We start from the raw sequence: 25,484 nt of genomic DNA on the forward strand, positions 1-25,484 counted from the left end.
GAAACGTCCGACTTTCATGATCCAAAGTCCGAATCCACCCAAGATGGACCGGCTCGCCGCCTTCGTCGAAGTGTTCAAGCTCCGCGTGGCGGTGTTGGCGCCGGGCGAGCCCGGCGTGCCGGCTTTGCTGCTGGCGGGCCCGGAAGACGGCACCGCGGGCCGGGTGGTCTTCCGGCCTGGCGGCTTTTCCGAACTGCCGTCCGATGCGCGCATCGCGGCCAGCGTCGACTTCGACAATGAAGCCAATCCGTTGATGAGTGCGATGCCCGAGGAGGTCTCCGTGCCCCTGGACGGCTCGCCGTCGCTGCAGGCCACCGCTGCGGCCTTCGTGGCGGAAGCGGCCGGGAGCCGCTGCGGCCGCAGCGCGGCGCTGAACCGGCTCGCCGAAGTGCTGGTGCTGATGGCGCTCAGGAGCGCGATCGATGCGGGCACGCAGAAGCCGGGCCTGTTCGCCGCGCTCGCGCATCCTTCGCTGCACCGGGCGGTGGTGTCGATCCACGACATGCCGTCGCGGCCATGGACCGTCGACGACCTGGCGAGCCGGTCGGCCATGTCCAGGAGCACCTTCATGTCGACCTTCCGCACGATCGTCGGCACCACGCCCATGGCGTACCTCGGCGCGTGGCGCCTGACGCTGGCGCGCCGCTACCTGATGGCCGGCGATCCGGTCAAGCTCGCGGCCCGCCGCACCGGGTTCAGCAGCGCCGAGGCATTCTCCAGAGCCTTTTCAAGAGCTTACGGCCACGCACCCGCGGCCCTGAAACCGGCGCGGGCCGGCCAGCCGAAGCTGTGAGGCAAACGCACGCCTGCTGCCGCGATGCCCTCAGCGGCGCTCCGCGTGCACTGCGTCGATCACCGACAGCACGGCGTCCACCACCACCTGCGGCTCGTCGAGCTGGATGTTGTGCCCGGCGCTCGCCACCAGCAGCTGCCTGCCGCGCGAGGACCAGGCCGCCATTTCCTCATGCATGTGCCGCCAGATGGCCTGGACCTGTCGGCCCTGCTCGGGCGTGACCTTCATTTCGCGCAGTTCCGTGGCGGTGAGCGGGGCCATCGCGGTCAGCACCACCAGCGGTCGATCGCCCAGGTGCTGGAAGTCCATGGCTTCGGCAAGCGAGGCGTCGACCGCGTCGCCCTCCGCGAGCAGCGTGCGCAGCGACTTGGGCGCGAAGGCGCGGACCGCCTGCATGTCCTGTGCGCTGCGGTGCGGGCTCTCTGGCAGCAGCATTGGCGCGGCCGCGCGCAGCACGCCGAACGGTGCCAGCGCGATGCCGATGCGCGAGCGCATCGAGCGCGATTCGGTCATGAAATGCGCCACGCGCTCGACCTGCTCCGGATGCGACGGATCGACCAGCACCAGCCCCGCGACCTCGGTGCCGAACCGATGCGTGAAGCCCAGGGCATAGAGCCCGCCCAGCGAGTGGCCGACCAGCACGTAGGGGCCGCGTTCGCCCGCCCTGGCCAGCACGGCATGCAGGTCGTGCACCGCCTGTGTTGCGCCCGGCGGTGTGTTTGAAGGATCGCTCCACATCAGCCCCGCGCGGCTGTAGGCGCATGCGCGCGTGTGCGCGGCGACCTTCGGCTGCACGGCCGACCAGCTCAACGATCCATCGACGCTCAGGCCCGCTTCGAACACCACGGTGGGAGAGCCGGTGCCGCGGCAATCCAGCTGGATGCCGCGCCCGCCGATGTCGACCATCCTGCCGGGCGTAGGGAAGTCCCGTGCCGCGCGGTAGCGGCCGATCTGCTCGTAGGCAACGCCGGCCAGCCCCGCCAGCACGGCGAGTGCCGCAACCGCGGCAAGGCCGGCGCGCAGGGTGCTGTGTCTTGAAGTTCTCACGTCCAGCTTTATGGCACGAAGATGCTCGCGCGCAAACTGTCTTCTGCCTTCCAGATGGCGCACGGCGACCGCGCCATGCGCGCAGCCTCGGGAGGACAGCCGCGGACAGCCCAAGACGACAATGCCTTCCTGGCCCATTGCACGCAATACTCTTCACATGGACATCCGGCAGCTGCGCTATTTCGTCAAGGTCGTCGAGCTCAAGAACATCACGACCGCGGCGGAGGCGCTTTTCATCGCCCAGCCTTCCTTGAGCCAGCACATGGCCAATCTGGAGTCGGAGCTCGGCGTCACCTTGCTGGAGCGCAGCGTGCACGGCACGCGGGCCACGGCCACCGGCGAACTGCTCTACCGCCATGCCAAGACGATCCTGCGGCAGTTCGAAGACACCCGCTCGGCCATCCGGCAGGAGAGCGAATCGCCATCCGGCCGGGTGGCGATCGGGTTCCCGACCAGCACCTCGCGCATCCTGGCCGCGCCGCTGCTGGCGCGGCTGCAGGAGCGCTATCCGCTGATCGAACTGGAACTGGTGGAGGCCTCCAGCGGGGACCTGACGGGGCAGGTGGCTGCCGACCGACTGGCGCTGGCGGTCACGATGGATGCGCGGGCCGATTCGCGCCTGCGCATCGAGCCGATCCTCGAGGAAGAACTGTTCGTGGTGGTGGCCTCGTCGCAAACCGCACCGCGCGCCTTCGGCATTGAGGCCTTCGCCAAGCTACCGCTGCTGCTGCCCACGCACCCGAACTCGGTGCGCGTGGCCACCGAGCGGCTGCTGCGCGATCGCCAGCTGAAGTTCCGCCTGGTGGCCGAAACCAGCGCGGTGGAAATCCTGATCCTTGCCGTCGAGCGCGGGCTCGGCGCCACGGTGCTGCCGACCGCAGCCTTTGCGCTGGCGCAGCAGCATGGCCGCGTGCGCGGCGTGCCCATCAAGGGGCGGCCGCTGCTGCGCGAGCTGTCGCTGAGCCTGTCGGTCTCGGCAGCACGCAGCCCCGCCGTGCAATGCGTGCGCGAACTGCTTCTGCGGGTGATCGAGGAGGAGATCGCAAGCAAGCGCTGGAAGGGCGTGCGGCTGTTCAGCGACGCTGAAGCGTCGCCAGGAAAGCCGGCGCCGACAGCTGAGCCCAGCCGGCGATCCGCGGCAAGTCGGCCTCGGCGTAGCGGCCCTGCGCGTGCAGCAGATTGACGGTGCCCAGCACCTCGGTGCCCCAGTGCACCGGCATGTTGACGATGCTTTCGCAGCCCATGGCCAGCAGCGTGGCGTGGTCGGCGTAGTTGTCGACGATGTCCTGGCGGCTGCGGCCGATGAACGGCTCGCCCGAGGCCAACACATGGCGCATGCGCGGCGCCTGGCCCAGGGTCTTGCGGCCGCCGACGGGATATTCCAGCGGCCGGCTGCTGTACGCACGTTGCGATTCGCCGAACTCGCGGTGGTAGACGAGCACTGTGAGCAGAAGGTGGCCCGGCGAGCGAGCCAGGCCAGCATCCATGGCCTGGAACAGCGCCAGCGCCGCATCGTCCGCGCGCTGCGCCGCCAGCACGGCGGGCAAGGCCTCCATGCCCAGTGCATGTCCGGCGCGCTCGCTCGCCTGCATGAGGGGATCGATCATGGATTCAATCGGGCTTGGCGCCGGATTGCTCGACGACCTTCTTCCATCGCGCAATCTCGGTGCGAATCAGCGCGCCGAATTCGGCCGGCGTGCTCGCGATGGCCGCTCCCCCCTGCGACTCCAGTGTCGCGCGCATCCTGTCGCTGCGCAGCACGGCAGTGAAGTCCCGGCTCAGCCGCTCGAGCACGGCCGGCGGCGTGCCGGCCGGCGCGAACAGGCCATACCAGCCGAGCACCTCGAAGCCGGGATAGCCTTGCTCCGCGACGGTCGGTACATTGGGCAACAGCGGCGAGCGCCGCAGGCTCGTGATGCCCAGCGCCCTGAGGCGGCCGGCCTTGATGTGCGGCAGCGAGGTCAGCACCACATCGAGCATCAGGTCCACGTGGCCGGCGCTGACGTCGGTGAGTGCGGGGCCCGAGCCCTTGTACGGAATGTGGTTCAGCGCAATGCCCGCGGCCGACTTGAACGACTCGGTTGCCAGGTGATTGGAACTGCCCGAGCCGCTCGACGCATAGGTCAGTGCGGGCGGCTTCTTCGCCGCCGCAACCAGGTCCGCGAGCGAGCGCACGTTGACCAGCCGGGGATTTTGCGGGCTGGCGACGATCACGTTGGGAATGGCGGTGATCTCGGTGATGGGCGCGAAGTCCTTCAGCGGGTCGTACGGCAGCTTCGGAGACAGGCCCACCGCCGTCGCATGCGAACTGATCGTGCCCAGCAGCAGCGTGTAGCCGTCCGCCGGCGCCTTGGCGACGAAGTCGGCACCGATGGTGCTGCCGGCGCCGGGCTTGTTGTCGACCACGAAGGGCTGTCCGGTCCGCGCGGTCATCTCCTGCGCGAGCTGGCGCGCCACCAAGTCGGTGGAGCCGCCTGCGGAGAAGGGCACGATCAGCGTGACAGGACGGTGCGGGTAAGTGTCCTGCGCGCTGGCCAGGGCGCCGGCACCGCTGAGCAATGCCGCGGTGCAGAGGAGGGCGGTGCGTCTTTTCACGAGGCGCTCCCTATTCCACGCGGATGTTGTTCCTGGTGATGAAGGCGCCCCAGAAGGCCTGGTCGTCGATCGCGCGGCGGCGGATCTCGGCTTCGCCGCCGCTCATGGCCAGCAGCGACAGTTCGGCCAGCCGGGCCTTGACTGCGGGGTCCGCCATCACTTTGTTCAGCGCGGCGTTGAAGGCGGCGACGATCTTCGGGTCCAGGCGCGCCGGGCCGGCGATGGCGTACCAGCCGGGCATCGGCGGCACATTGAGCCCCGCTTCCTTCACCGTCGGCACCTGGGGCCACTGCGGCACGCGGCTGGCGCCGAGCACCGCCACCGCCTGCACCTTGCCCGACTGCACCTGCGGCAGGGCCGGGCCGACCACGCTCACCATGGCGTCGACCTCGCCCGCCAGCACGGCCGTGAGCGCCGCGGCCGAACCCTTGTAGGGCACGTGCGTCAGCTTGACCCCCGCGGTCGCCTCGACCAGCTCCATCGCGATGTGCGTGGAGTTGCCGATGCCGGCACTGCCGAAGGTCAGTTCGCCGTTCTTCGCTTTCGCCTGTTCGAGGAACTGGGCGAAGGTCTTGATGCCGCTCCTGTTGCTGGTCACCAGCGCGAAGGGGGTGTCGGCAACCGGCGCAAGAAAGGTGAAGTCCTTCAGCGGGTCGTAGGGCAGGCTCTTGTACAAGGCCGGGTTGAAGGCGATCTGCGACACGCCCGCGAGCACCAGCGTGTAGCCGTCGGCGGGCGCCTTGGCCACGGCCCCGAGAGCCACCAGGCCGTTGGCCGCCGGATTGTTCTCCACCACCACGGCCTGGCCCAGTTGCTGGGCGAGCCGGTCGCTGAGCAGGCGCGCGATCACGTCGGAGCCCGACCCCGCCCCCTGCGGCACGACGAGCTTGACTGGCCGCGCGGGCCAGGGCGATTGGGCCTGGACGGACATCGGCACGGACAGGAGCGCTGGGCCGGCCATTGCCAGCATGGAAACGAACGAGCGACGGGTGATGTGGGCCATGGCGTGCCTCTCTCTTGGCGTGTTGAAGGACGGGGGAGGGTGGTGCTAGCGCAGCGCGCCGCGCAGCGGAAGATCGAACCAGCTGGCGCCAGCGCCGCGAAGGATTTCCAGCCGCGGCGGCCGCCCGTGCGGCACCTGCGGGCCGTGGCCTTCGTCGCTGCCGCCGATGGACAGGCGTATGCGGCTTCCCGCGGCAAAGGTCCACGACACCGGCAGCAGCGCGAAGTCCAGGCGCGCGGGCTCGTGGGGTACGAGCAGGCGGGCCGACGCACGGTCACAGGTGTTCACGGGCCAGCTCGCCACGTAATCCGGCGAATGCGACAGGCCTTCGCGGTGCAGGGCGCGCAGCAGGCCTTCGGTGACGTAGCGGCAGTTGCCGTCGGCCAGCACCTCGCTCAGATAGACGTAGACGGCCGCGTCGGTCTCCGACGATGCGAGCAGCAGGCTCGCGCTCACGTGGCCCGTCAGTTCGGCCGGCGCGGACAGCGGTGCGCTGGTGTAGTGCAGGTACTGCGCCTGGCGCTCGGTCCAGTCGGGGTAGTAGTGCTCGATGCCGACGGCGCCCAGCCGTTCCAGCCGCGTCTGGCGGCCGGTCGAGACGGCGAAGTCGACTTGGTAGGGGTCGCGGCCCGGGGCGGCGGGCGCATGCAGTGCCAGCACGCCATCCGCATCGGGATGGACGCGGCGGGTTCCCGCGATCGGCGGCCAGGCATCGGCGGCCTGCCACTTCTCGTCGTGGAGGGTGAAGTAATGCACCGGCTGCTCCCTGTCGAGCCCGGTGTCGATGCCGCGCAGGTGATGGTCGAAGAAGCGCAGCACTTCGGCCAGCAGCGGAAAGTCCGAGCCGGTTTGCTCGCGCCAGGGCGAGACGTTGCTGCGAGCGCCGTGGTCCCAGGGGCCGAGCAGCAGGCGGTGCGGGTGCCTGGGCAGTGTCAGGAAGCGCGTGATCGCCGAGTTGCTGTAGCCGGCACCGTCATACCAGCCCGAGACGGAGTAGATCGCCACCTCCTCGGGGATCTGGCGCGCATAGTGGCCCGGGCTGCACACGTCCAGCGTCAATGCGGGGTCGTGCAGCGTTGCATCGTGCCGGAACGGAAGCTCGCGGGCCATGTCGTTCAGCCGGCAGTTGCTGCGGTGCTGGTGCAGCGCCTGGGCCAGCAGGTGGCCATCGGCATCGGCGTCCACCGGCTGCGGCCCCGCGAACAGCGGATTGCCGTAGTACGCGAACTTGGCAAGGGCAGGGCGGTCGTCCTGGTCGAGCGCGACCATGAGTTCGTCGTAGCGCCCGGTCCAGATGGTCGAGAGCACGCCGCCCACGTAGAGCTGGTCGGTATAGATGTCGGTCACGGCGAACAGCGGTGCGATGGCTCTGACGGCGGGGTGCCGCGTGCTCGCGAGGAATACCGCCGCTGCGCCCAGGTACGAAATGCCGGTCGAGCCGATGCGCCCGTCGCTCCAGGGCTGCTGTACGATCCATTCGGCGATCTCGTGGTAGTCGTCGCGCTCCTTCGGCGAGCGCAGCGCGTCGCGCGTGCCAAAGCTCGCGCCGGTGCCCCGCACGTCCACCACCACCACGGCGTAGCCATGCGGCACGAAGAAGTCGCGGTAGCGGCCGCAGTTGGGGCTGGCCTCCACCGTGGGGTCGATGGTCACAAAGCGCCGGTAATAGGGCGTGAAGATGACGATGGTGGGCAGGCGTGCGGGTGGCTGCGCGCCATGGCAGGCCTGAGGCAGGTAATAGTCGAGCGCGAGGCGGCAGCCGTCGCGCATAGTGACGTAGAGGGACTCCGGCTTCTCGGGCAGGCCGAAGGGGGCCTTGCGGCTGGCGAGGTAGGCGCTGGGCGGCAGGTGCCAGGCGCCTGGCGTGCGATCGCGGTCCGACATGGGGCGAGGTGCTTTCCTGAAGGCAGATGGAGATGGACGGCGCTGTCACCGTCCTGTCATTCTGGGAATGCGCGCTCGCGTTGAAAAATGCGAAATCCCGATCGATCCATAGGTTGGACCTATGGATGGAAGCCATGCTCCCTCGCGCCGACCGAACAACTTACCTGGATCTCAGAACCAGCTGGCGGAATCGCTCGACGGCGGGGTTGCCGTTCTCGTCCGCCGCGCGCCACGCAAGATGCATCTCCGACACGGTATCGGCAGGCAAGGCGATCGGACGCGCCACCACGCCGGGCACGCGCAGCCCCGCGGCGGAGGCCTGCACCAGGGCAATGCCGATGCCGCTGCTGACCAGTCCCATCACGCAGTAGGTCTGCCGCACGTACTGCACATAGCGCGGCGCCACGTGCGCCGCATGGAAGGCGGCCGTGAGCAGCTCGTACATGCTGCCGCCCTGGCCGGGCTCGTACATCACGAGGTCCTGGCCGTGCAGGTCGGCCATCGCGAGCCTGCGACGCGCGGCCAGCGGATGGCCGACGGGCACGGCCGCAACGAAAGGCTCGCGGACCACGCTCGCGCTGCGCAGGTCGGCATGGTCTGCCGGCGCGCGCACGATGCCGACGTCCAGGCGGCCGGAACGCAGGGCCTCATATTGCTCGACGGTGCTCATGTCGCGCAGCACCACGTCCAGCCCCGGAAGCTGCATCCGCGCCGCAGCGACGATGCGCGGCAGCAACACGAAGCTCGCGCCGGCCACGTAGCCCAGCGAAATGCTGCCGGCTTCGCCGCTGGCGGCGCGGCGCGCCACCGATGCCGCGGTCTGGCTCGCCTCCAGCAGGTAGGTGGCCTCGGGCAGGAAGGCCTTGCCGGCAGGCGTGAGCCGCACATTGCGTTGGTTGCGCTCGAGCAGAGGCACGCCGAGCGCGGCCTCCAGCTGCTGGATCTGGCGGCTGAGCGGCGGCTGCGTCATGTGCAGGCGCGCCGCCGCACGGCCGAAGTGCAACTCGTTGGCGACGATCACGAAGCACCGGATCTGGCTGAGCTGGAACATCACGCGATCGTATGCCCGCCGAGCGGGCAAGTGCCGGCTCAGGCGGCCATGGCGTCCGATGTCGGCATCGCCACATCCAGCCGCTCGGCGCATCCGCGCAACGCCGCCCAGGTGGCCGCGTCGTAGTCCAGGCCGTGGACCTGCGCGCGTTCGATCGCCAGCGCGGCCTGGTCGCCAGGCAGGCGAACGGGCTGGCCGGCCCGCGCCGGGCGGTTGGCGCGGCAAGCGTCCGCGAAGAATCCGGTCTGCCGCGAGAAGGCCTCGGCACCGGCGAAGAAATCGGGCGCCAGGATCTGCAGGAACACGTTGCCGCCCCAGCGGCCCGGCCGGTCGGCGCGGCCGTGGCCGGAGAGCCCCTGGGACAGCGCTTCGATCATGAGCGCGAGACCGAAGCCCTTGTGGCCGTATTCGCTGCCGCCCACCAACTGCAGCGAACCGCGCGGCTCGGCGTGTTCCAGCACCGCAGGGTCGCGCGTCGGGTTGCCATGGCCGTCGAGCAGCCACGGATGTTCGAACTGTTCGCCTGCGGCGTGCTTCTGCCGCGTCATCGAGGTGGTGGTGATCGACGCGCACATGTCGACCAGCACAGGATGCTCGCCGGCCGGGTAGCCAATGGCCATCGGGTTCGGCGTGAAGAGCGGCTCGACGCCGCCGTAGGGCGCGACGCGCCGGGCTGCGGGCTCGGAGTTTTGCACGATGGCCACGAAGCCCTGGTCCGCCGCCGTCTTCACCAGCGCCGCCAGGCAGCCGATGTGGTGGCTGCGGCGGATCGCAACGGTCACCACGCCCAGATCGGCCGCGCGCTCCATCGCCATGGCGATGGCACGGTCCATCAGCCAGAGGCCGGGCAGGTAGTTGCCGTCCCAGACCACCGTGGCGCCGGTGTCCTTCACGACCTCGGGTGCACCGCTCAGCGCCATGCCGCCCTTGGCAATGTCGGCAAGGTAAAGCGGCGCCATCGCGAGGCCGTGCGTTCGCCGGCCCATGCAGTCGGTGAGCACCAGCAGGCGCGCGACGCAGGCGGCCTTGTCCTCCTCCATGCCGGCGGCCATGAAAAGCTGTGTCGCGAAACAAGCGAGCTGCGTGGATTCGACGGCCATGTTCAGGAAGCGCCTTCTATCGTGTTGCCGGACTTGCGCACCACCGCCGCCCAGCGGGCGCGGTCGCGTGCGATGAACTGGGTGGTTTCCTGCGGCGACATGGTGACCACCTCGACGCCCGCATTGCGCAGCTGCTCGCGCAACGCGGGCAGCTGCACGATGCGCACCAGCTCCGCGTTGAGCCGCACCACATGATCCTTCGGGAGCCTCGACGGCGCCGTCACGCCCTGCCAGGTGCCGGACTCGAAATCAACCGCACCCTGTTCAGCGAGCGTAGGCACGTTCGGCAGCAGTGGGGAGCGGGACTTGCCCGACACGCCGATGGCCTTGAGCCTGCCCGCCTGCACCAGCGGCAGGGTGGCAAGCATCCCGTTGAGCACGGCCTGCGTGACGTTGGCCGCCGTATCGGCGACCGCAGGAGCACCGCCCTTGTAGGGCACGTGCTGCCATCGCACGCCGGTGGCCTGCGCCAGCTGCACGGTGGCAAGATGATTGGGCGTGCCCTGGCCCGCCAGCGCGACGTTGATCGGCGTGCGCTTCGACAGCGCCACCAGTTCCTCGAGATTGGCGGCCGGCACCGACGGATGCACCACCAGCAGGTGCGGCGACTGCGCGAGCATCGCGATGCCCTGCAGGTCGCGGTCGAGGTCGTAGGCCATGTCCTTGTAGATCGCCGGGCCGATCGCAAGCCCGCCGAGATCGCACAGCAGCACGGTGTGCTGGTCGGTGGCGCTGGCCACGGCCGCAGCGCCGATGTTGCCGCCGGCGCCGCCGCGGTTCTCCACCACGACGGGCACTCCCAGGGCATCGCCGAGCGGCTTGCTCAGAAGGCGCGAGATGATGTCGGATGTGCCGCCGGGTGCGTTGGGCACGATGATGCGCAGCGCCCGGCTGGGCCACGCTTCGGCGCGTGCCAGGCCGGCCGCGGCGAAGGTGCCGGCGCCCAGCATCCGCAATATTTGTCGGCGATGTGCCATGCCTGTCTCCTGTCTTGATCGGCGGATCGAGGTCCGCCGTGCAGGCATTGCAGCATCGCGCGCATGGCGCGTCCAATCCAAATGTGGGATGGATTGATACGCTTGTTGAATCGAAAGTCCCGCACCTTCAGACGCGGTTGCCGTCCCGGGACGGTCCGCCAGCGCGGAAGAACCCGGCGTCCTGCAGGTTGCGCAGCACGATGTCCAGGATGCGTGCCGTCGTGTCGCTGCGGTGGTGCGCCAGGTACGAGAAGTAGTAGGGCACGTTCGGCACCTCCGGCTTGGCGCGCAGAACCTGCAGGGCTTTGTCGGCGACCTGCCGGCGTGTGATCGATGCGGGCAGCATGGCAATCGCATGGCCGGAGGCGACCAGCGCCACCATGAGGGAGAGCGAGTTGCAACTGCTGTACTCCTCGAATGAATAGCCGTCCGAGGCCAGCCAGCGCGATGCCGATTCATGCAGGGTCGATGGCGGCGCATTGCAGACGATACGGTGGTTCAGGGCGTGGGCCGGCAGAAAGTCTCCCTCGGGCATCATCAGGTCGTGGGCCGCCACCCACTGGTGTTCGGTCAGGCCAATGAACTGGCTTGTCACGTCGGGCTGGCTGCTTTGCCCCGTGTGCAGCGCCATGTCCAGCTCGTGGTTGTTGATCTTCTGAAGCAGCTGGGCGCCTCCGCCCACCGTCAGGTCCACGCGAAGCGCCGGATAGCTGTCCTTGATGTCCTTGAGGATCTGCGGCATCCCGATGATCGCGCAGGACTCGTCCACCCCCATGCGCACCAGGCCGGTGATGGTGCGCCGCAGATCGAGCCGCGCCATGTCCTGCGCCGACGCCAGCACACGCTCCGCGTAGACCAGCACATTGCGGCCCAGTTCTGTCACCAGCAGGCGCTGGCTCTGGCGTTCGAACAGCTGGATGCCCAGTTCCTCCTCCAGGTCGCGAATGCGGTGCGAGATCGCGGGCTGGGTGAGATGCAGGTGGCGGGCCGCCGCATGCACCGTGCCGAGACGCGCGGTCCATACGAAGGCTTCCAGCTGGTGGAGGGTGAACCTCGTTGATAAGGAACTTGTATCAACCATCGTGAGAATTGATCAGTATCGGTGCCGGGACCGGCTGCCTACGATTGCCGTCATTCACAACGACGATATCCGAAATGACTGCCATCGAACGAGGAGCGTTGCCACTGCCTTGCGCGCTGCAACTGCTGGCCCTGCTGAAGGAGGCCGAGCCGGCCACCATCGGCCATTTTCATGATCGCGGCTTCCTGCATGGGCGGATCCGGGCCATGACGGCGGTGGCGCGCAGCGTCGGCACCGCCGTCACCGTGCGTTGCGAGGGCTCGGACGGATCCATCCTGCATCACGCGCTGGGGCAGCTGCGGACCGGCGATTTCCTGTTCGTCGACCGCGCAGGCGACGAGACGATCGCGTGCATGGGAGGCGCCAGCATGCTGGCGGCGCGCCTTCGCGGTGTCGCAGGCGTGGTGGTCGATGGCTGCGTCACGGACATTGCGGAGCTGCGCGAGCTCGGCGTGCCGGTGTGGGCCCGCGGCCTGAGCGCCCGCACCACCCGCACCGGCGGGCAGTCGGGCAGCTTCTGCCGGCCAGTGGACTGCGGGGGCGTGCGCGTGCATCCCGGCGATGCCGTGCTGGCCGACGAGAACGGCGTTCTGGTGATGCCGCCCGACGAGGCGTGGGCCTTGGCCCGGAAGGCGATCGGGCTGCAACAGGCGGAGCAGCAGACGCTGTCACGGCTGCGCGCCGGCGAGTCCTATTCCGACGTGCTGGACACGCGCCTTGTTTTCCAGGAGGCAGAGGCATGACGGGCTCCCATCAGACCAGGCCGCCCGCCTTCGCGCCGATGGCGGAACTGTCGCGTGCCTTGCGAACCGGAGAGACCAGTTCGGTGATCCTCACGCGGGAGTGTCTTCGCCGCATCGCGGCGCACGACGCCGTCTTCAAGAGCTTCCTGGCGGTCTACGAAGAAGAGGCCCTGGCTGCGGCGGCCCTCGCCGACGAGGAGCTCCGCGCAGGCCACGACCGCGGCCCGCTGCACGGCATTCCGTTGGCACTGAAGGACCTGGTGGACATCCAAGGCAAGCCCACGACGGCGGGATCGCCGCTGCTGTCGGCCCACATCGCGCAGCGGGACGCAGCCATCGTTCGGCGCATTGCCGAGGCCGGCGGCGTCATCATCGGCAAGACCCACATGGTGCAGTTCGCGCTGGGCGCCTGGGGCACCAACACCCACATGGACACGCCACGCAATCCAGCGGGCCGCGCCACGGACACGCTGGTGGCAGGCGGCTCCAGCAGCGGATCGGCCGTGGCCGTGGCAGCCCACCTGGTGCCATGGGCGATCGGCTCCGACACCGGCGGCTCGGTTCGCGTACCCGCGGCCTTCTGCGGCATCGTGGGCTTCAAGCCGACCATCGATGCGCTGCCGCGCGAGGGCGTCTATCCGCTCAGCGAGAGCCTGGACAGCGTGGGCCTCATTGCCGCGTCGGTGCAGGATGCCCGGTTGTGCTTCGAGGCGTTCGTCGGTGCGCCCGGTTCGGGCCTGGACGCCCGCCGGCGGATCGGCGTCCTGGAGGCGGACGAACTCGCGCCACTCGCGCCGGCCGTCGCGCGATGCCATGCGCAGAGCCTGCAAAGGCTCGCGCAGGCGGGTTTCAGTCTGGTGCCGTTCCGGTTTCCGGTGCCGCTGGCGGCGTTCAAGGAACCCACCAACGCCATCATGATCGCCGAAGGCGCCTCGGTGAACGACAGGTTCCTGGACGACCCGGACGCGCCGATGGATCCGTCGGTGCGATCGCGGCTCCTCGCCGCCCGCGCGACCACGGCCGTGCAGTACCTGCAGGCTCAGGCCACTGCGTCGCGCTGGCAGCAGGCGTTCGCCGGCGAGATGGACAGGCTCGGGCTGTGTGCCATCGCCATGCCTGTCACGGCGATGACCGCGCCGCGCCTCGAGGACGTCGACCACAACGTGGCGCCGGTCCATTTCACCCGCCCGGTCAACCTGCTCGCGCTGTGCGGTATCTCGCTTCCCGCGGGTGAGGACGACGACGCACGGCCCATCGGGCTGCAACTGGTCGGGCGGGCGGGTGGCGATCACGCACTGCTGGGTGTCGCTGCCGAAGTCGCCGGTGCACTGCATCCGTCCCGAAATCCGCCGCCGGAGGTGCGCAATGCTTAGCAAGCTGGCCGCCGTCCTGCTGGCATTCGCCGTCCCGTGCGCGGCGGCCCAGGACTACCCGCACAAGCCGGTGCGCCTGATTGTCCCGTTCCCCCCGGGCGGCAGCGTGGATCTGGTCGCGCGCCTGGTCGGCAAGAGCCTGCAGGATGCGCTGAAGCAGCCCTTCGTGGTCGACAACAAGCCCGGCGCCTCCGGCAACGTGGGCGCCGCCTACGTCGCCAAGGCGCCGCCGGACGGCTACACGCTGCTGGTCGGCAGCGCCGGTGTCTTTGCCGCCAACCAGTTCCTGTATGCCAATCCGCCCTTCGATCCGCTGCAGGCCTTTGCGCCCATCATGCGGATCGTCGATCAGCCCAACATCCTGGTCGTGGGCCACCAGTCGCCCGTTCACAGCGTCAGCGAGCTGATCGCGCTGGCCAAGGCACGCCCGGGGAAGTTGAGCTTCGGCAGCGCCAGCGTCGGTTCCGCCCAGCATTTCTCCACCGAGATCTTCATGCAGCAGGCCGGCGTGGAGCTCCTGCACGTTCCGTACAAGGGAGGCGCGCCGGCGCTCGTGGATCTGATGGGCGGGCAGATCGACATGCTGTTCGACACCTCGCCGACAGCCTTGCCCTACGCCAGGAGCGGCAAGCTGCGCGCGCTGGCCATCACCAGCCGCCAGCGCTCGCCGCTGCTGCCGGACGTTCCCACGATGAAGGAAGCAGGGCTGCCCGACTTCGAGGTCGTCACCTGGACCGGCATTGCCGCGCCGGCCGGGACACCCCGGGCCGTGATCGACAGGCTCAACGCCGCGATCAAGACCGCGCTGCGCGGCGAGTTGCGCAGGCAGCTCGAGGAGACCTCCCTCATTCCGGTCGGGGACTCGCCCGAGGCCTTCCGGGAGTTCATGCGCAAGGACGCGGACAGCTACGCCCGCCTGGTGAAGGCCGCGAAGATCACGCCCCAGTGATCTTGCAGGGCGGTCCGGACGACGAATTTCTCACTCTCTTGATTGGATGCTGATATGAAGATCGCCTTGATACGTGCTGCGTGCGCCCTCTCGCTGTCGATGGCAGGGTGGGCGTGCGCTGGGGACTACCCGGACAAGCCCATCCGCATCGTGGTTCCCTATCCGCCGGGCGGTGCATCCGACACGGTGTCCCGGTTGATCGGGCAGCAGCTGTCGCAGCGGCTCAAGCAGCCCGTCGTCGTCGAGAACAAGCCGGGTGCCACCGAACAGATCGCGACCAGCTTCGTCGCCAAGGCGAGCCCGGACGGCTACACGATCCTGCTGGCCTCCACCGCGGGGCTTTCGGTCAATCCGACCCTCTACAAGGGACGCCTCGCCTACGACCCGGAAAAGGACCTCGCGCCGATCGTCATGGCCGTGACCCTTCCCAGCGTGGTCATGGTTCATCCTTCGCTGCCGGTCAATTCGTTCGACGAGCTCACGGCGTTCGCGCGGTCTTCGACGACACCGATCAACTACGCTTCCAGCGGCGCCGGCAACCCCAGCCATCTGGGCATGGAGCTGTACAAGCGCGCGGCGTCCATCGACATGACGCATGTGCCCTACAAGGGTGGAGCGCCCGCGCTTCAGGATCTGATGTCCGGCCAGGTGTCTGTGATGATGGCCATAGGTCCGGAGTCGATGCCGATGGCCAAGGCCGGCCGGATGAAGGCGCTCGCAGTCACCACGGCGAAGCGTTCGCCCGCCTATCCCGGATTGCCCGCAGTCTCCGAGACCAAGGGCTTTGCCAACTTCGAACTGCTGCACTGGTTCGCACTGCTGGCACCCGCCCGGACGCCCGACGCTGTCATTGCACTGCTGAACAGGAACGTGAACGACATCCTGAAGGACCCGGAGGTGAAGAACAAGCTGCTTGAAATGGGAATGGAGCTCGAAGGCGGCTCGCCGCAGCGATTGGCCGAAACGATCAAGCGGGACCGCCTCAAGTGGGAGAAGGTGATCGTCGAATCGAACATCAGGATCGATTGATCCGCACCGACCCACATCATCATCCGAAAGAGAGAACCGACATGGTCTTTGCTGGCGAAGGCATCCTGATTTCATCGATGGAAGTGCTCCCGGAGGAGGAGGCCGACTTCAACGAGTGGTTCGACCGCGAGCACCTGGCCGAGAGAGTGGCGATTCCCGGCTTTCTCGAGGCGAGACGGTATGAATCTGTGGGCACACCAACCCGCTACCTGCAGATCTACAACACCACCAGCTTCGATGTGCTGGACGGTGCGCCCTACAAGGCGGCCCTGGCGAACCAGACCGAGTGGTCGAATCACCACATTTCCCGATTCATCGCGCCGACGCGTGTGGTCGGACACCTGGTGCACAGCGCAGGGGTCGCGCGAGGCGTTGCAGTCGCATTGATACGGCTGCGACCTTCCGGCGATCCGGCCATGATGCCGGCGCTGGCGAGCGTTCTGAGCGTGCTTGATCAACCCGGCACGGCTTCGGTCCACTTTGTCGAAGCCGATGCCGGCCTTTCCAGGCCGGTGACGGCGGATTCTGGCTACGTGGGCAGTGAGGACTGCTACGTGCTCATCGAGTGCACGAGCGAGGCCGCAGCCGGGAAGATCATTGCCCGACTGGGAGCGTCAGTGGAGAAGTATGGAGAACTCATCGACGCGCGAGTTTTCCGGTATCGCATGGATATCGGCGCGTAAGACGACCCCCAGCGTGGGGTCCGTCGCGAAGGCGCTCGCGTCTCCCGGCTTTGCGGCAGGTGATGGTCATCGCCCTTGCTCATCCAGGCTTCAATTGGCGCAGCGCGCCTCGAGCGCGTCGATGAAGGCGCGGTCCCATCGGCCCTCCTTCATCGCGCGGATGGTTTCCGCTTCCGTCGCGAGGTGCGCGTGCGCCTTCTCGATCAGCAACTCGGCCTCGTCTGGCGCGAAAGCCATCAGGCCGTCCTGGTCGCCGACCACGATGTCGCCGGGATTGACGACCATCCCGCCGACCGACACCGGCACGTTGATCTCGCCAGGGCCGTCCTTGTAGGGGCCGCGATGGGTGACGCCTCGCGCATAGACCGGGAACTCGCGCGCCCGGATCTCGGCCACGTCGCGGATCGCGCCGTCGATCACCACGCCTACGGTGCCGATGTGCGCGGCGTAGAACGAGAGGATGCCGCCGACCACCGCGTTGTTGAGGTCGCCGCCGGCATCGATCACCAGCACGTCGCCGGGCCGGCAGAATTCGAGCGCGCGAAGATACGTGAGGTTGTCGCCCCCGCGCGAGCGCGCCGTGACGGCGGTGCCCGCCATGGTTCGGGCAGCGGGGCGGTGGTAGGGATGCAGGCCGGTGCTGCCGATGTTGCGGTGCATGTTGTCGCTCAGGGCCGCGACCGGGATCTCGCGCAGTGCTGTGAGGATCTTGGGAGCGACCGGCGCGGCCGACGGGTTCTTGCGGATGGCTTTGTAGGGCATGGGTGTTCTCCTCGGGAGTTCCGGTGGGCGCTTCAGCGCAGGGCGGCCACGGCCCGCGCGATGCGCGTGCAGCCTTCTTCCAGCGTCTCGATGGCGGTGGCGATGGAGAGACGAAAGTAGGGCGACAGCCCGTAGGCGGTGCCCGCGACCACGGCCACGCCTTCGCTCTCGAGCAGGTACATCACCACGTCGCCGTCTTCGGCCAGGCGCTTGCCCTGGGGCGTGGTCTTGCCGATCAGGCCGCCGCAGTGGATGTAGAGGTAGAAGGCGCCGGGCGGCGGGGTGCAGCGCAGGCCGGGGATGGCGTTGACGAGCGCCAGGGTGCGGTCGCGGCGCTGCTTGTAGATCGCCACGCTCTCGGCCACGAAGCCCTGGTCGCCATTCATGGCGGCCGCGGCGGCGGCCTGGCTCACCGAGCAGCAGTTGCCGGTGGACTGCGACAACAGCGTGTCCATCGCCTTGACCAGGTCGGCCGGACCAACCGCGTAGCCGATGCGCCAGCCCGTCATTGCATAGGTCTTGGAGACGCCGTTGACCACCAGCGTGCGCTCGCGCAGCGCGGGCGCCACCGCGAGCAGGTGCGGCGTCGGCTGGCCGTCGAAGCGGATGTGCTCGTAGATGTCGTCGGTCATCACCATCACCTGCGGATGGCGCTGCAGCACCTCGGCCAGCGCACGGTATTCGTCGGCGGTGTAGCTGGCGCCGGTCGGGTTGCTGGGCGAGTTGATCAGCAGCCAGCGCGTGCGCGGCGTGATCGCGGCGTCGAGCTGCGCGGGCGTCAGCTTGAAGCCGTCGCTCTCGGGGCAGGCCACGGTGACCGGCGTACCTTCGCAGGCCAGCACCATGTCGGGGTACGACACCCAGTAGGGCGCGGGAATGATCACCTCGTCGCCCGGCTCCAGCGTGACGGCGAAGGCGTTGTAGATCGCGCTCTTGGCGCCGCTGGTGGCGATGATCTCGTTCATCGCGTAGCGCAGGCCGTTCTCGCGTTCGAGCTTGGCGGCGATGGCCTGGCGCAGTTCCACCGTGCCGGCCATCAGGGTGTAGCGCGTCGCGCCTTGCTCGATGGCGGTGGCGGCGGCCTGCCGGATGTGGGGCGGCGTGTCGAAGTCGGGCTCGCCCACCACGAGGTTCACGATCGACCTGCCCTGGCGGCGCAGCTCGTTGGCGCGGTCGGCGGCGGAGGTGCTGGGCGAGGGCTTGATGCGCCGCACGCGGGCGGCAATGCGGGAGGGCGTCACTTGTCTTCCTGGGTTGGGGATGGCATGGACCGAACGGTACGCACATCGATCCCGCGAGGCCAAGACGAGATTGCACTGGTTGTATAGGCGCAGCTTATGGTGGGTCCCGATGGCCGCTGCGCGGGGGCGGTGCTAGGCTCGGCTTTTGCTTGGGGACACGGCGTGAACCTGCGACGCCTCAAATATTTCGTGAAGATCGTGGACATCGGCAGCCTGACGCAGGCGGCCGAAGTTCTTTTCATTGCCCAGCCGGCGCTGAGCCAGCAACTGGCCACGCTCGAGGGCGAGGTGCGCCAGCAACTGCTCGTGCGCACCAAGCGCGGCGTCACGCCCACCGAGGCCGGCAAGGTGCTGTACCGGCATGCACAGATCATCCTGCGCCAGTGCGAGCAGGCCCGCGTGGACATGGAAGCGGCCGGCGAAGGACTGTCGGGCCAGGTGTCGGTGGGTCTTGCGCCCGGGACGGCGGCTTCTGCGCTCTCGCTGCCGCTGCTGCGCACCGTGCGTGCGCGCCACCCCGGCATCCTGCTCTACCTGAACGAGAACTACGGCACCACGCTGAGCGAGCTCATCATGAACGGCCGCATGGACCTGGCCGTGCTCTACGGCGACAAGGCGATCCACGGCCTCTCGTTCCTGCCGCTGCTCAAGGAGCCGCTGTTCCTGGTCGGCCCGCGCGCCATGCCGGCGCCCGCGCAACCGGTGAAGCTGGCCGACCTGCGCGACATCGAGCTCTTCCTGCCGCGCCCCTACAACGTGGTGCGCAAGCTGGTCGACGCGGCCTTCGTGCGCGCGGGCATGGTGCCCCGCGTGGTGGCCGAGATCGAATCGGCCTTCACGCTGACGGCGGCCATTGCCGACGGGCTGGGCGCCACCATCCTGCCGGCGTCGATGGCGCGCGAAGTGGTGGCGTCCTGCGGGGCCTGGCAGTTCCAGATCGTCGACCCGGTCATCGAGGCGCCGCTGGCGCTGTGCCAGTCGGACCACCTGCCGCTCTCGGAACCGGCACAGGCGGTGAAGAGCATCCTGCTCGAACTCGTGGTCGACCTCGCAGGCACCTTCGCGGCCACGCCCGAACCCGAGCTGGCCGCGCTGTCGTAACGTGCCGTCATAAGCCGGCCTTATCCCGGCACAGCCATTCCGTCTTGGGCTTTGTGCCCGCGGCCCGTTACCTTTCATGCCTGCCGTCACGCGTTCGCGGAATGCGTCGGCCACCAAGGATGTTCTGTCGCCACAGGCAGGCTCGGCATGAAGCAGGAACAGATCAAGACGCTCATCGACGCACTCGCGGCCTCGGACCTCGCGGAGCTGGAGTACAGCGAAGACGGCAGCACGCTGCGGCTGGTGAAGCAATCGGCATTGAAGGGTGTGCCCGCCGTGCGGCGCCCGGCTGCTGCGCGCAAGGCGCCCGCCGCGGTGTCCGCAGAACCGGCTCTGCCGGCAGCCGCCGCAGCCGAATGCCTCGCACCGCTCTACGGCGTGGTGCACCTGCAGCCCGCGCCGGGCGAGCCGCCCTTCGTGCAGCCGGGGCAGGCCGTCGAGGCCGGCCAGATGCTCTGCGTGATCGAGGCCATGAAGATGTTCAACGAAGTCCGCGCCGACGCTGCCGCCATCGTGCAGGCCGTGCTGGTGCGTTCGGGCCAGGAAGTGGACGCAGGCCAGCCCCTGTTCCGCTTCGGCTGAGGAAGGCCGCGCGATGTTCGATACCGTCCTCATTGCCAACCGCGGCGAAATCGCCTTGCGCATCCTGCGCGCCTGCCGCGGCCTGGGCCTGCGGACCGTGGTCGCGCATTCCGAGGCCGACAGCGAAGCCAACTATGTCGCCCAGGCCGACCAGGCGCTGTGCATCGGGCCGTCCGCGCCGGGGCAGAGCTACCTGAACCCCTCCGCCCTCCTGTTTGCCGCCGAAGTCAGCGGTGCCCAGGCCATTCACCCGGGCTACGGCTTCCTGTCGGAGAACGCGGGCTTTGCCGCGCGCGTCGAGCAGGCTGGCCTGGTCTTCATCGGCCCGAGCGCCGCCTGCATCCGCACCATGGGCGACAAGGTCTCGGCCAAGCGCGCGATGCGCAAGGCCGGCGTGCCCTGCGTGCCGGGGCCCGACGAAGGCCTGCCGGAAGATCCGGCCGCCGTCCTGGCGCTCGCGCGGGAAATCGGCTACCCGGTGATCGTCAAGGCCGCGGGCGGCGGCGGTGGGCGCGGCATGCGCGTGGTGCAGGGCGAAGCCGCGCTGCTCGATGCGATGGCGCTCACGCGCGAGGAAGCGCGCCAGGCCTTCGGCAACCCCGAGGTCTATATCGAGAAGTTCCTGCTGCATCCGCGCCATGTCGAGATCCAGGTGCTGGCCGACAGCCACGGCAACGCCGTCTGGCTGGGCAGCCGCGACTGCTCGCTGCAGCGCCGCCACCAGAAGGTGATCGAGGAGGCGCCAGCGCCCGGCATCGACGATGCGCTGATGGCCGAGGTGGGCGAGCGCTGCGCGGCCGCCTGCCGGCAGATCGGCTACTGCGGCGTCGGCACCTTCGAGTTCCTCTACGAGAAGGGGGCCTTCTATTTCATCGAGATGAACACCCGCCTGCAGGTCGAGCACCCGGTGACCGAGATGACCGCGGGCATCGACATCGTGCAGCAGCAACTGCGCATGGCGCGCGGCGAGCGCCTTTCGCTGGCGCAGCGCGAGGTGCGGTGCCAGGGCCATGCGATCGAGTGCCGCATCAACGCCGAGAACCCCGACACCTTCGCGCCGTCTCCGGGGCGCATCACCGGCTGGCAGGTGCCGGGCGGCTTCGGCGTGCGTGTCGATTCGCATGCCAACGCCGGCTACCGCGTGCCGCCTTACTACGACTCGATGATCGCCAAGCTGATCGTGCACGGCAGCACGCGCAACGATGCGCTCGACCGCATGCGCCTCGCGCTCGCGGAGATGCGCATCGACGGCATCGCGACCAACGTGCCCCTGCACCGCGAGCTGCTGCGCGACGAGGGCTTTGCCGCCGGCGGCGTGGACATCCACCACCTCGAGCGCTGGCTCCAGCAAAGGAGCGCCGCGTGATCGCGCAACGGCCATCGATCAGCCTGCTGGGCACGACCGCGCTGATCTTCGAAGCGCCGGGCGAGATGAACCTGACCTCGCAGCAGCGCATCTGGGCGCTGGCGCACGAGACCCAGGCCTGGCCCGAGATTCGCGAAGCCGTGCCGGGCATGAACAACCTGATGCTGACCTTCCTGCGCCCGCCGCGCGGCCTCGGCGCGCTCGAAGCCCTGGAGGCGCGCCTGCGCGATGCGTGGGAGGCGGCTGTCGCGCTGCCGCGGGAAGGCCGGGTGGTCGAGCTGCCCGTGGTCTATGGCGGCGCGGGCGGCCCGCACATGGCCGACGTGGTGGCGCACACGGGCCTGAGCGTCGAGCAGATCGTCGAGCTGCACAGCGCGCCGCTCTACCCGGTGTACGCGCTCGGCAGCCATCCGGGCTACTGCTACCTGGGCGGCATGGACGCGCGCCTTGCCACGCCGCGCCGCAAGGTGCCGGTGCTGAGCATTCCGGGCGGCGCGGTGTCGATCGGCGGCGCGCAGACCGGCGTGTCGGCCTCGACCGGACCCAGCGGCTGGAACACCATCGGCAGCACCTCGATGTCCTTCTTCGATCCCGCGCAGGACCCGCCCGCGGCGCTGCGGCCGGGCGACATGATCCGTTTTCGCGTGGAGGGCATCGTTCGATGATCGAAGTGCTTTCCTCGGCCGCGCTCGCCACCGTGCAGGACCTGGGGCGCACCGGCAGCCTGCGCTGGGGCGTCGGCACCTCGGGCGCCATGGACAACCTGGCGCTCGCGGCCGGCAACCTTCTGCTGGGCAATGCGCTCGATGCGGCCGGTATCGAAGTCCCGGTGTTTCCCTTCAAGGTGCGTTTCGGCGAGGACTGCGCCTTCGCGCTGACCGGCGCCGATTGCGCGGCGCGGCTGGACGACCAGCCGCTGCTGCCCTGGTGGGTTCACCAGGCGCGGGCCGGGCAGGTGCTGACACTGGGCCTGCCGCAAGGCGGCGCGCAGCGCGGCAGCCGCGCCATGCTGTGCCTGGCCGGCGGGGTCGACGTGCCCGAGGTGCTGGGCTCGCGCAGCACGCAACTGCGCGGCGCGTTCGGCGGCTACGAAGGCCGTGCGCTGCGCCGGGGCGACGTGCTGCATGCCGGCGCTGCGGGTGCCGTATGCAAGACCGGCTTCGGCCTGGTGCCGCCCGCGCTCATGCTGCCGCTGCAGCACGGCGGCGTCGCGGCGGTGCGCGTGCTGCCGGCGGCGGAGTATCTGGGGTTCGAACCGGCATCGCGCGCCGCCTTCTGGGCCGGTGAATGGAAGATCACCTCCCAGAGCGACCGTTACGGCTACCGCCTGGAGGGCGAAGCGCTGCGCCCCATCGCGCCGATGGAGCTGCGCTCGCACGGCATCGTGCCGGGCGTGATCCAGGTGCCGCACAGCGGGCAACCGATCATCCAGATGCGCGATGCCCAGCCCTCGGGCGGCTACCCCAAGTTCGGCACCGTGATCGAGGCCGACATGTGGCGCCTCGGCCAGGCGCCGATCGGCAGCCGCGTGCGCTTCATCGAAACCACCTGGGACGAAGCGCTGGCCGCGCTCGACGAAGTGCGCGCCTGGCTCGACAAGGTGGCGCGCATGGTGGAACTGCACCGCGGTGCGCCAGTGGCTGCGGGAAGGCACTGAGATGAAACCTCTGGTTCCGCTTCTTCTTGTCTGTCAAGCGCGCGGTTCACGGCGCCATTCAGGGCGCGATCCCGCCGACGGGGTACCTTGCTCCGCGAATGTCCCCCGGCCTGCGGCCTCCTCCTTTATTTCGCTGCGCAAGGCACCCCATCGACGTGATCGTTATGCACGGCAGTCGTTGATCGGCCAGCGCAGCGACCGCGTCCATCGTGCACAGGGCATCGGGTGCTCCCCGCAGCGAAATAAAGGAGGAGGGGGCGCAGCCCCCGGGGGACATTCGCGGAGGGGAGTACCCGGTGTCCTGTGCACGCGCCCCGGAAGAAACTGACATGCAGGACACCGCACTGCGTACCCCACAGCTGGCCGCTTGGCTGGCCGGCACCGGCATCGGCTTGCTCGAGCTGCGCACGCCGCAGGGCACGCTGCGCCTCGAACGGCAAGGCGATGACATTGTGGAGTTGTCGGCAGAAGAAGCCGAACCAGAGCCCTTGTCGATCCACGCCCCCTCGGTCGGTGTGTTCCTGCACAGCCATCCGCAGGCCGCCGCGCCGCTGGTGCGCATCGGCCAGCGCGTGGACGCCGGCCAGGCCGTCGGCCTGCTGAAGATCGGCCCGCTGCTGCTGCCCGTGACCGCGCCGCAGGCCGGCATCGTCGACGGTATCCACGTGGCCGACGGCCTCGCGGTCGGCTACGGCGCGCCGCTGGTCGACCTGCACCCCCTCTGACGAACGAGAGAGAAGGACCCCCCATGGACATCGACCTGAACGCAGACCTCGGCGAAGGCTTCGGCCCCTGGCGCATGGGCGAGGACGACGCGCTGCTGGACATCGTCTCTTCCGCCAACGTGGCCTGCGGCTTCCATGCGGGCGATCCGGTCATCATGGACCGCACCGTGCGCATGGCGCGTGCGCGGGGCGTCGATGTGGGGGCGCACGTGGGCTTTCCCGACCTGCTCGGGTTCGGCCGCCGGCCGATGCAGATCGAGCCGAAGGAACTCGTCGCCTACGTCCTCTACCAGCTGAGCGCGCTGGACGGCATGGCGCGCACCGCCGGCCACCGCATGACGCACATGAGCTTTCACGGCGCGCTCGGCAACATGGCCGCCGCCGACGCCGCGCTCGCCGAGCCGCTGGTGCGCGCGGTGGCGGATTTCGATCCGAGGCTCATCGTCAGCACTTCCGCGAGCCGCGCCATCGAGGACGCTGCCGCGCGCTGCGGCCTGCGCGTGCGCACCACCTTCCTGGCCGACCGCGCCTGCGGCGACGATGGCCTGCTGGTGCCGCGCAAGCTGCCTGGTTCTGTGATCCACGACCAGGGCGCGGTGCTGGCGCGGGTGCGCCAGCTGCTGGAGGAGGGCACGGTCACCAGCTACAGCGGCAGGAAGATCCCGATGCGCGCACATTCGATCCTGCTGCACGGCGACACGCCCGGCGCGGTGGAACTGGCCCGTGCGGTGCGCGGCGTGGTCGAGCGGGCGGGGCGCGTGGTGCCCATTTCGAGGCAGTCGGGCTAGCAGGTCCCGGAGCCCGGACATGGTGCTTACCCTAGGTCATGCGCACGCCCACGGGGCAACATAAGGGCGGCTTATCGCTCCACAGCCAATCCGTCTTGGCGCCGCGAAGAAGCGCTCGATACAGTGAATTCAAAGCAAAGCAGTGATCTCCAGTTCCAACGAAAGAAACGAAGATGCCGTTCTCTGACTACAAGACCGCACTGGTGACGGGGGCCTCCTCGGGCATCGGCGCCGCCGTCGTCGAACGCCTGAGCAAGGAGGGCCTGAAAGTCCACGCGCTGGCGCGCAGCGCCGACAAGCTGGCCGAGCTGGCCGCGCGCACCGGCTGCATCCCGCACGCCATCGACGTGAGCGACCTCGCCTGCATCACCCGCCTCACGCAGGAGGTCGAGTTCGACGTGCTGGTCAACAACGCCGGCGTGGACCGCCCCGGCTCCATCCTCAAGGCCGACGCCGAGGGCATCGACCTGCTGGTCGACGTGAACCTGCGCGCCGTGCTGCACCTGTGCCGCCTCGTGGTGCCCGGCATGGCCGCGCGAGACCGGGGCCACGTGGTCAACATCAGCTCCATTGCCGCGGCCTACAACTTCGGCGGCAACAGCACCTACCACGCGACCAAGGCGGCCGTGAGCATGCTGTCACGCCAACTGCGCATCGACGTCTTCGGCAAGCGCGTGCGGGTGACCGAGATCTGCCCGGGGCGCGTGGCCACCGACATCTTCGCGCACGTGCACGGCGATTCCGAAGAGACCCACAAGCGCTTCGTCGAAGGCTACGAGCTGCCGCAGGCCGAAGACATCGCGAACGCCATCGCCTTCGCGATTGCGGCGCCCATCGCGGTCAACGTGGGCCACATGGAAATCACGCCCACGCTGCAGGTGCCCGGCGGGCTCTCGACCGCGCGGCCGGAAGCGCCGCGGGCCTGAGCGTCCCACACGCCACGTCAAGGAGCAG

At 69.0% G+C, this 25,484-nt stretch carries 26 protein-coding genes; 15 read left to right on the forward strand and 11 right to left on the reverse strand.

Features of this window, described 5'->3' with window-relative positions:
* The first annotated feature begins 16 nt into the window (after nucleotides 1-16).
* On the forward strand, nucleotides 17-793 hold the full coding sequence (locus tag FB547_RS27335) for an AraC family transcriptional regulator (RefSeq protein WP_186454259.1): 777 nt from the start codon (nucleotides 17-19) through the stop codon (nucleotides 791-793).
* Nucleotides 794-823: 30 nt separating this feature from the next.
* On the opposite strand, the gene FB547_RS27340 is transcribed toward FB547_RS27335, so the two are convergent.
* Entirely contained in the window at nucleotides 824-1,840 is a 1,017-nt protein-coding gene (locus FB547_RS27340; RefSeq protein ID WP_145746779.1) for an alpha/beta fold hydrolase, read from the reverse strand.
* 157 nt (nucleotides 1,841-1,997) lie between these two features.
* Here FB547_RS27340 and FB547_RS27345 point away from each other — a divergent pair, with 157 nt between their 5' ends.
* A complete protein-coding gene (locus tag FB547_RS27345; protein WP_261380412.1) occupies nucleotides 1,998-3,023 on the forward strand; it encodes a LysR family transcriptional regulator in 1,026 nt (341 codons plus the stop codon).
* Here FB547_RS27345 and FB547_RS27350 read toward each other — a convergent pair.
* The 8 genes from FB547_RS27350 to FB547_RS27385 form a co-directional block, all read right to left on the reverse strand.
* On the reverse strand, nucleotides 2,914-3,447 hold the full coding sequence (locus tag FB547_RS27350) for a GAF domain-containing protein (protein ID WP_145746780.1): 534 nt from the start codon (nucleotides 3,445-3,447) through the stop codon (nucleotides 2,914-2,916). The two genes, FB547_RS27345 and FB547_RS27350, sit on opposite strands and share 110 nt — an antisense overlap.
* Before the next feature lie 4 nt (nucleotides 3,448-3,451).
* The gene (locus FB547_RS27355; RefSeq protein ID WP_145746781.1) at nucleotides 3,452-4,435 is read right to left on the reverse strand and encodes a Bug family tripartite tricarboxylate transporter substrate binding protein; all 984 of its coding nucleotides are present in this window, start codon (nucleotides 4,433-4,435) and stop codon (nucleotides 3,452-3,454) included.
* 10 nt (nucleotides 4,436-4,445) lie between these two features.
* Nucleotides 4,446-5,438: a Bug family tripartite tricarboxylate transporter substrate binding protein gene (locus FB547_RS27360; protein ID WP_145746782.1), complete on the reverse strand. Its 993-nt coding sequence runs from the start codon at nucleotides 5,436-5,438 to the stop codon at nucleotides 4,446-4,448.
* Nucleotides 5,439-5,483: 45 nt separating this feature from the next.
* On the reverse strand, nucleotides 5,484-7,322 hold the full coding sequence (locus tag FB547_RS27365; protein ID WP_145746783.1) for a CocE/NonD family hydrolase: 1,839 nt from the start codon (nucleotides 7,320-7,322) through the stop codon (nucleotides 5,484-5,486).
* Nucleotides 7,323-7,482: 160 nt separating this feature from the next.
* Nucleotides 7,483-8,373 carry a LysR family transcriptional regulator gene (locus FB547_RS27370; RefSeq protein ID WP_145746784.1) on the reverse strand — a complete coding sequence of 297 codons (891 nt, stop codon included), beginning with the start codon at nucleotides 8,371-8,373 and terminating at the stop codon, nucleotides 7,483-7,485.
* Between the two features lie 38 nt (nucleotides 8,374-8,411).
* A complete protein-coding gene (locus FB547_RS27375) occupies nucleotides 8,412-9,473 on the reverse strand; it encodes an Ldh family oxidoreductase (protein WP_145746785.1) in 1,062 nt (353 codons plus the stop codon).
* A gap of 2 nt (nucleotides 9,474-9,475) precedes the next feature.
* The gene (locus tag FB547_RS27380) at nucleotides 9,476-10,450 is read right to left on the reverse strand and encodes a Bug family tripartite tricarboxylate transporter substrate binding protein (protein ID WP_145746786.1); all 975 of its coding nucleotides are present in this window, start codon (nucleotides 10,448-10,450) and stop codon (nucleotides 9,476-9,478) included.
* A 127-nt stretch (nucleotides 10,451-10,577) separates the two neighbouring features.
* The gene (locus FB547_RS27385) at nucleotides 10,578-11,531 is read right to left on the reverse strand and encodes a LysR family transcriptional regulator (RefSeq protein WP_145746787.1); all 954 of its coding nucleotides are present in this window, start codon (nucleotides 11,529-11,531) and stop codon (nucleotides 10,578-10,580) included.
* Between the two features lie 74 nt (nucleotides 11,532-11,605).
* Here FB547_RS27385 and FB547_RS27390 point away from each other — a divergent pair, with 74 nt between their 5' ends.
* The 5 genes from FB547_RS27390 to FB547_RS27410 are packed head-to-tail and all read left to right on the forward strand — an operon-like array spanning nucleotide 11,606 to nucleotide 16,308.
* A complete protein-coding gene (locus FB547_RS27390; RefSeq protein ID WP_145746788.1) occupies nucleotides 11,606-12,274 on the forward strand; it encodes an RraA family protein in 669 nt (222 codons plus the stop codon).
* Nucleotides 12,271-13,647 (forward strand): amidase, encoded by a 1,377-nt coding sequence (locus tag FB547_RS27395; protein ID WP_145746789.1) that lies wholly within the window; start codon nucleotides 12,271-12,273, stop codon nucleotides 13,645-13,647. The genes FB547_RS27390 and FB547_RS27395 overlap by 4 nt, the downstream gene beginning before the upstream one ends.
* Nucleotides 13,640-14,596 carry a Bug family tripartite tricarboxylate transporter substrate binding protein gene (locus FB547_RS27400; protein ID WP_145746790.1) on the forward strand — a complete coding sequence of 319 codons (957 nt, stop codon included), beginning with the start codon at nucleotides 13,640-13,642 and terminating at the stop codon, nucleotides 14,594-14,596. Before FB547_RS27395 ends, FB547_RS27400 begins: the two co-directional genes overlap by 8 nt.
* Nucleotides 14,597-14,650: 54 nt before the next feature.
* Nucleotides 14,651-15,625 (forward strand): Bug family tripartite tricarboxylate transporter substrate binding protein, encoded by a 975-nt coding sequence (locus tag FB547_RS27405; protein WP_145746791.1) that lies wholly within the window; start codon nucleotides 14,651-14,653, stop codon nucleotides 15,623-15,625.
* The gene (locus FB547_RS27410) at nucleotides 15,622-16,308 is read left to right on the forward strand and encodes an antibiotic biosynthesis monooxygenase family protein (protein WP_261380413.1); all 687 of its coding nucleotides are present in this window, start codon (nucleotides 15,622-15,624) and stop codon (nucleotides 16,306-16,308) included. Before FB547_RS27405 ends, FB547_RS27410 begins: the two co-directional genes overlap by 4 nt.
* Before the next feature lie 90 nt (nucleotides 16,309-16,398).
* Here the strand turns inward: FB547_RS27410 and FB547_RS27415 are convergent, their stop codons facing one another.
* Both FB547_RS27415 and FB547_RS27420 read right to left on the reverse strand, forming a co-directional pair.
* Nucleotides 16,399-17,070: an RraA family protein gene (locus FB547_RS27415; protein ID WP_145746792.1), complete on the reverse strand. Its 672-nt coding sequence runs from the start codon at nucleotides 17,068-17,070 to the stop codon at nucleotides 16,399-16,401.
* A 32-nt stretch (nucleotides 17,071-17,102) separates the two neighbouring features.
* On the reverse strand, nucleotides 17,103-18,311 hold the full coding sequence (locus FB547_RS27420) for an aspartate transaminase (protein ID WP_145746793.1): 1,209 nt from the start codon (nucleotides 18,309-18,311) through the stop codon (nucleotides 17,103-17,105).
* 162 nt (nucleotides 18,312-18,473) lie between these two features.
* On the opposite strand from FB547_RS27420, the gene nac reads away from it, so the two are divergent.
* The 8 genes from nac (at nucleotide 18,474) to FB547_RS27460 (ending at nucleotide 25,456) form a co-directional block, all read left to right on the forward strand.
* Complete coding sequence (gene nac, locus FB547_RS27425) at nucleotides 18,474-19,412, forward strand: nitrogen assimilation transcriptional regulator NAC (protein ID WP_021004122.1); 939 nt, start codon at nucleotides 18,474-18,476, stop codon at nucleotides 19,410-19,412.
* A 147-nt stretch (nucleotides 19,413-19,559) separates the two neighbouring features.
* On the forward strand, nucleotides 19,560-19,994 hold the full coding sequence (locus FB547_RS27430; protein ID WP_145746794.1) for an acetyl-CoA carboxylase biotin carboxyl carrier protein: 435 nt from the start codon (nucleotides 19,560-19,562) through the stop codon (nucleotides 19,992-19,994).
* A gap of 13 nt (nucleotides 19,995-20,007) precedes the next feature.
* On the forward strand, nucleotides 20,008-21,360 hold the full coding sequence (gene accC, locus FB547_RS27435) for an acetyl-CoA carboxylase biotin carboxylase subunit (protein WP_145746795.1): 1,353 nt from the start codon (nucleotides 20,008-20,010) through the stop codon (nucleotides 21,358-21,360).
* Complete coding sequence (pxpB, locus tag FB547_RS27440; protein ID WP_145746796.1) at nucleotides 21,357-22,025, forward strand: 5-oxoprolinase subunit PxpB; 669 nt, start codon at nucleotides 21,357-21,359, stop codon at nucleotides 22,023-22,025. The genes accC and pxpB overlap by 4 nt, the downstream gene beginning before the upstream one ends.
* The gene (locus FB547_RS27445) at nucleotides 22,022-23,017 is read left to right on the forward strand and encodes a biotin-dependent carboxyltransferase family protein (RefSeq protein WP_145746797.1); all 996 of its coding nucleotides are present in this window, start codon (nucleotides 22,022-22,024) and stop codon (nucleotides 23,015-23,017) included. Before pxpB ends, FB547_RS27445 begins: the two co-directional genes overlap by 4 nt.
* A gap of 329 nt (nucleotides 23,018-23,346) precedes the next feature.
* Nucleotides 23,347-23,742, forward strand: coding sequence for an acetyl-CoA carboxylase biotin carboxyl carrier protein (locus FB547_RS27450; protein ID WP_145746798.1), 396 nt, complete (start codon nucleotides 23,347-23,349; stop codon nucleotides 23,740-23,742).
* 23 nt (nucleotides 23,743-23,765) lie between these two features.
* Nucleotides 23,766-24,530, forward strand: coding sequence for a LamB/YcsF family protein (locus tag FB547_RS27455; protein ID WP_145746799.1), 765 nt, complete (start codon nucleotides 23,766-23,768; stop codon nucleotides 24,528-24,530).
* Nucleotides 24,531-24,703: 173 nt separating this feature from the next.
* Nucleotides 24,704-25,456, forward strand: a complete 753-nt coding sequence (locus FB547_RS27460) for an SDR family oxidoreductase (protein WP_145746800.1) — start codon at nucleotides 24,704-24,706, stop codon at nucleotides 25,454-25,456.
* The last annotated feature ends 28 nt before the right edge of the window (nucleotides 25,457-25,484 follow it).

Origin of the sequence: Variovorax beijingensis, from assembly GCF_007828835.1 — a bacterium.
Classification (GTDB): Bacteria; Pseudomonadota; Gammaproteobacteria; order Burkholderiales; family Burkholderiaceae_C; genus Variovorax; species Variovorax beijingensis_A.

Bases quoted from the DNA above. Each gene is read 5' to 3' on its own strand.
- FB547_RS27335 (WP_186454259.1), top strand. From the start codon at position 17: ATGATCCAAAGTCCGAATCCACCCAAGATGGACCGGCTCGCCGCCTTC.
- FB547_RS27345 (WP_261380412.1), top strand. From the start codon at position 1,998: ATGGACATCCGGCAGCTGCGCTATTTCGTCAAGGTCGTCGAGCTCAAG.
- FB547_RS27350 (WP_145746780.1), bottom strand. From the start codon at position 3,447: ATGATCGATCCCCTCATGCAGGCGAGCGAGCGCGCCGGACATGCACTG.
- FB547_RS27360 (WP_145746782.1), bottom strand. From the start codon at position 5,438: ATGGCCCACATCACCCGTCGCTCGTTCGTTTCCATGCTGGCAATGGCC.
- FB547_RS27365 (WP_145746783.1), bottom strand. From the start codon at position 7,322: ATGTCGGACCGCGATCGCACGCCAGGCGCCTGGCACCTGCCGCCCAGC.
- FB547_RS27370 (WP_145746784.1), bottom strand. From the start codon at position 8,373: ATGTTCCAGCTCAGCCAGATCCGGTGCTTCGTGATCGTCGCCAACGAG.
- FB547_RS27375 (WP_145746785.1), bottom strand. From the start codon at position 9,473: ATGGCCGTCGAATCCACGCAGCTCGCTTGTTTCGCGACACAGCTTTTC.
- FB547_RS27380 (WP_145746786.1), bottom strand. From the start codon at position 10,450: ATGGCACATCGCCGACAAATATTGCGGATGCTGGGCGCCGGCACCTTC.
- FB547_RS27385 (WP_145746787.1), bottom strand. From the start codon at position 11,531: ATGGTTGATACAAGTTCCTTATCAACGAGGTTCACCCTCCACCAGCTG.
- FB547_RS27390 (WP_145746788.1), top strand. From the start codon at position 11,606: ATGACTGCCATCGAACGAGGAGCGTTGCCACTGCCTTGCGCGCTGCAA.
- FB547_RS27395 (WP_145746789.1), top strand. From the start codon at position 12,271: ATGACGGGCTCCCATCAGACCAGGCCGCCCGCCTTCGCGCCGATGGCG.
- FB547_RS27400 (WP_145746790.1), top strand. From the start codon at position 13,640: ATGCTTAGCAAGCTGGCCGCCGTCCTGCTGGCATTCGCCGTCCCGTGC.
- FB547_RS27405 (WP_145746791.1), top strand. From the start codon at position 14,651: ATGAAGATCGCCTTGATACGTGCTGCGTGCGCCCTCTCGCTGTCGATG.
- FB547_RS27415 (WP_145746792.1), bottom strand. From the start codon at position 17,070: ATGCCCTACAAAGCCATCCGCAAGAACCCGTCGGCCGCGCCGGTCGCT.
- FB547_RS27430 (WP_145746794.1), top strand. From the start codon at position 19,560: ATGAAGCAGGAACAGATCAAGACGCTCATCGACGCACTCGCGGCCTCG.
- accC (WP_145746795.1), top strand. From the start codon at position 20,008: ATGTTCGATACCGTCCTCATTGCCAACCGCGGCGAAATCGCCTTGCGC.
- FB547_RS27445 (WP_145746797.1), top strand. From the start codon at position 22,022: ATGATCGAAGTGCTTTCCTCGGCCGCGCTCGCCACCGTGCAGGACCTG.
- FB547_RS27450 (WP_145746798.1), top strand. From the start codon at position 23,347: ATGCAGGACACCGCACTGCGTACCCCACAGCTGGCCGCTTGGCTGGCC.
- FB547_RS27455 (WP_145746799.1), top strand. From the start codon at position 23,766: ATGGACATCGACCTGAACGCAGACCTCGGCGAAGGCTTCGGCCCCTGG.
- FB547_RS27460 (WP_145746800.1), top strand. From the start codon at position 24,704: ATGCCGTTCTCTGACTACAAGACCGCACTGGTGACGGGGGCCTCCTCG.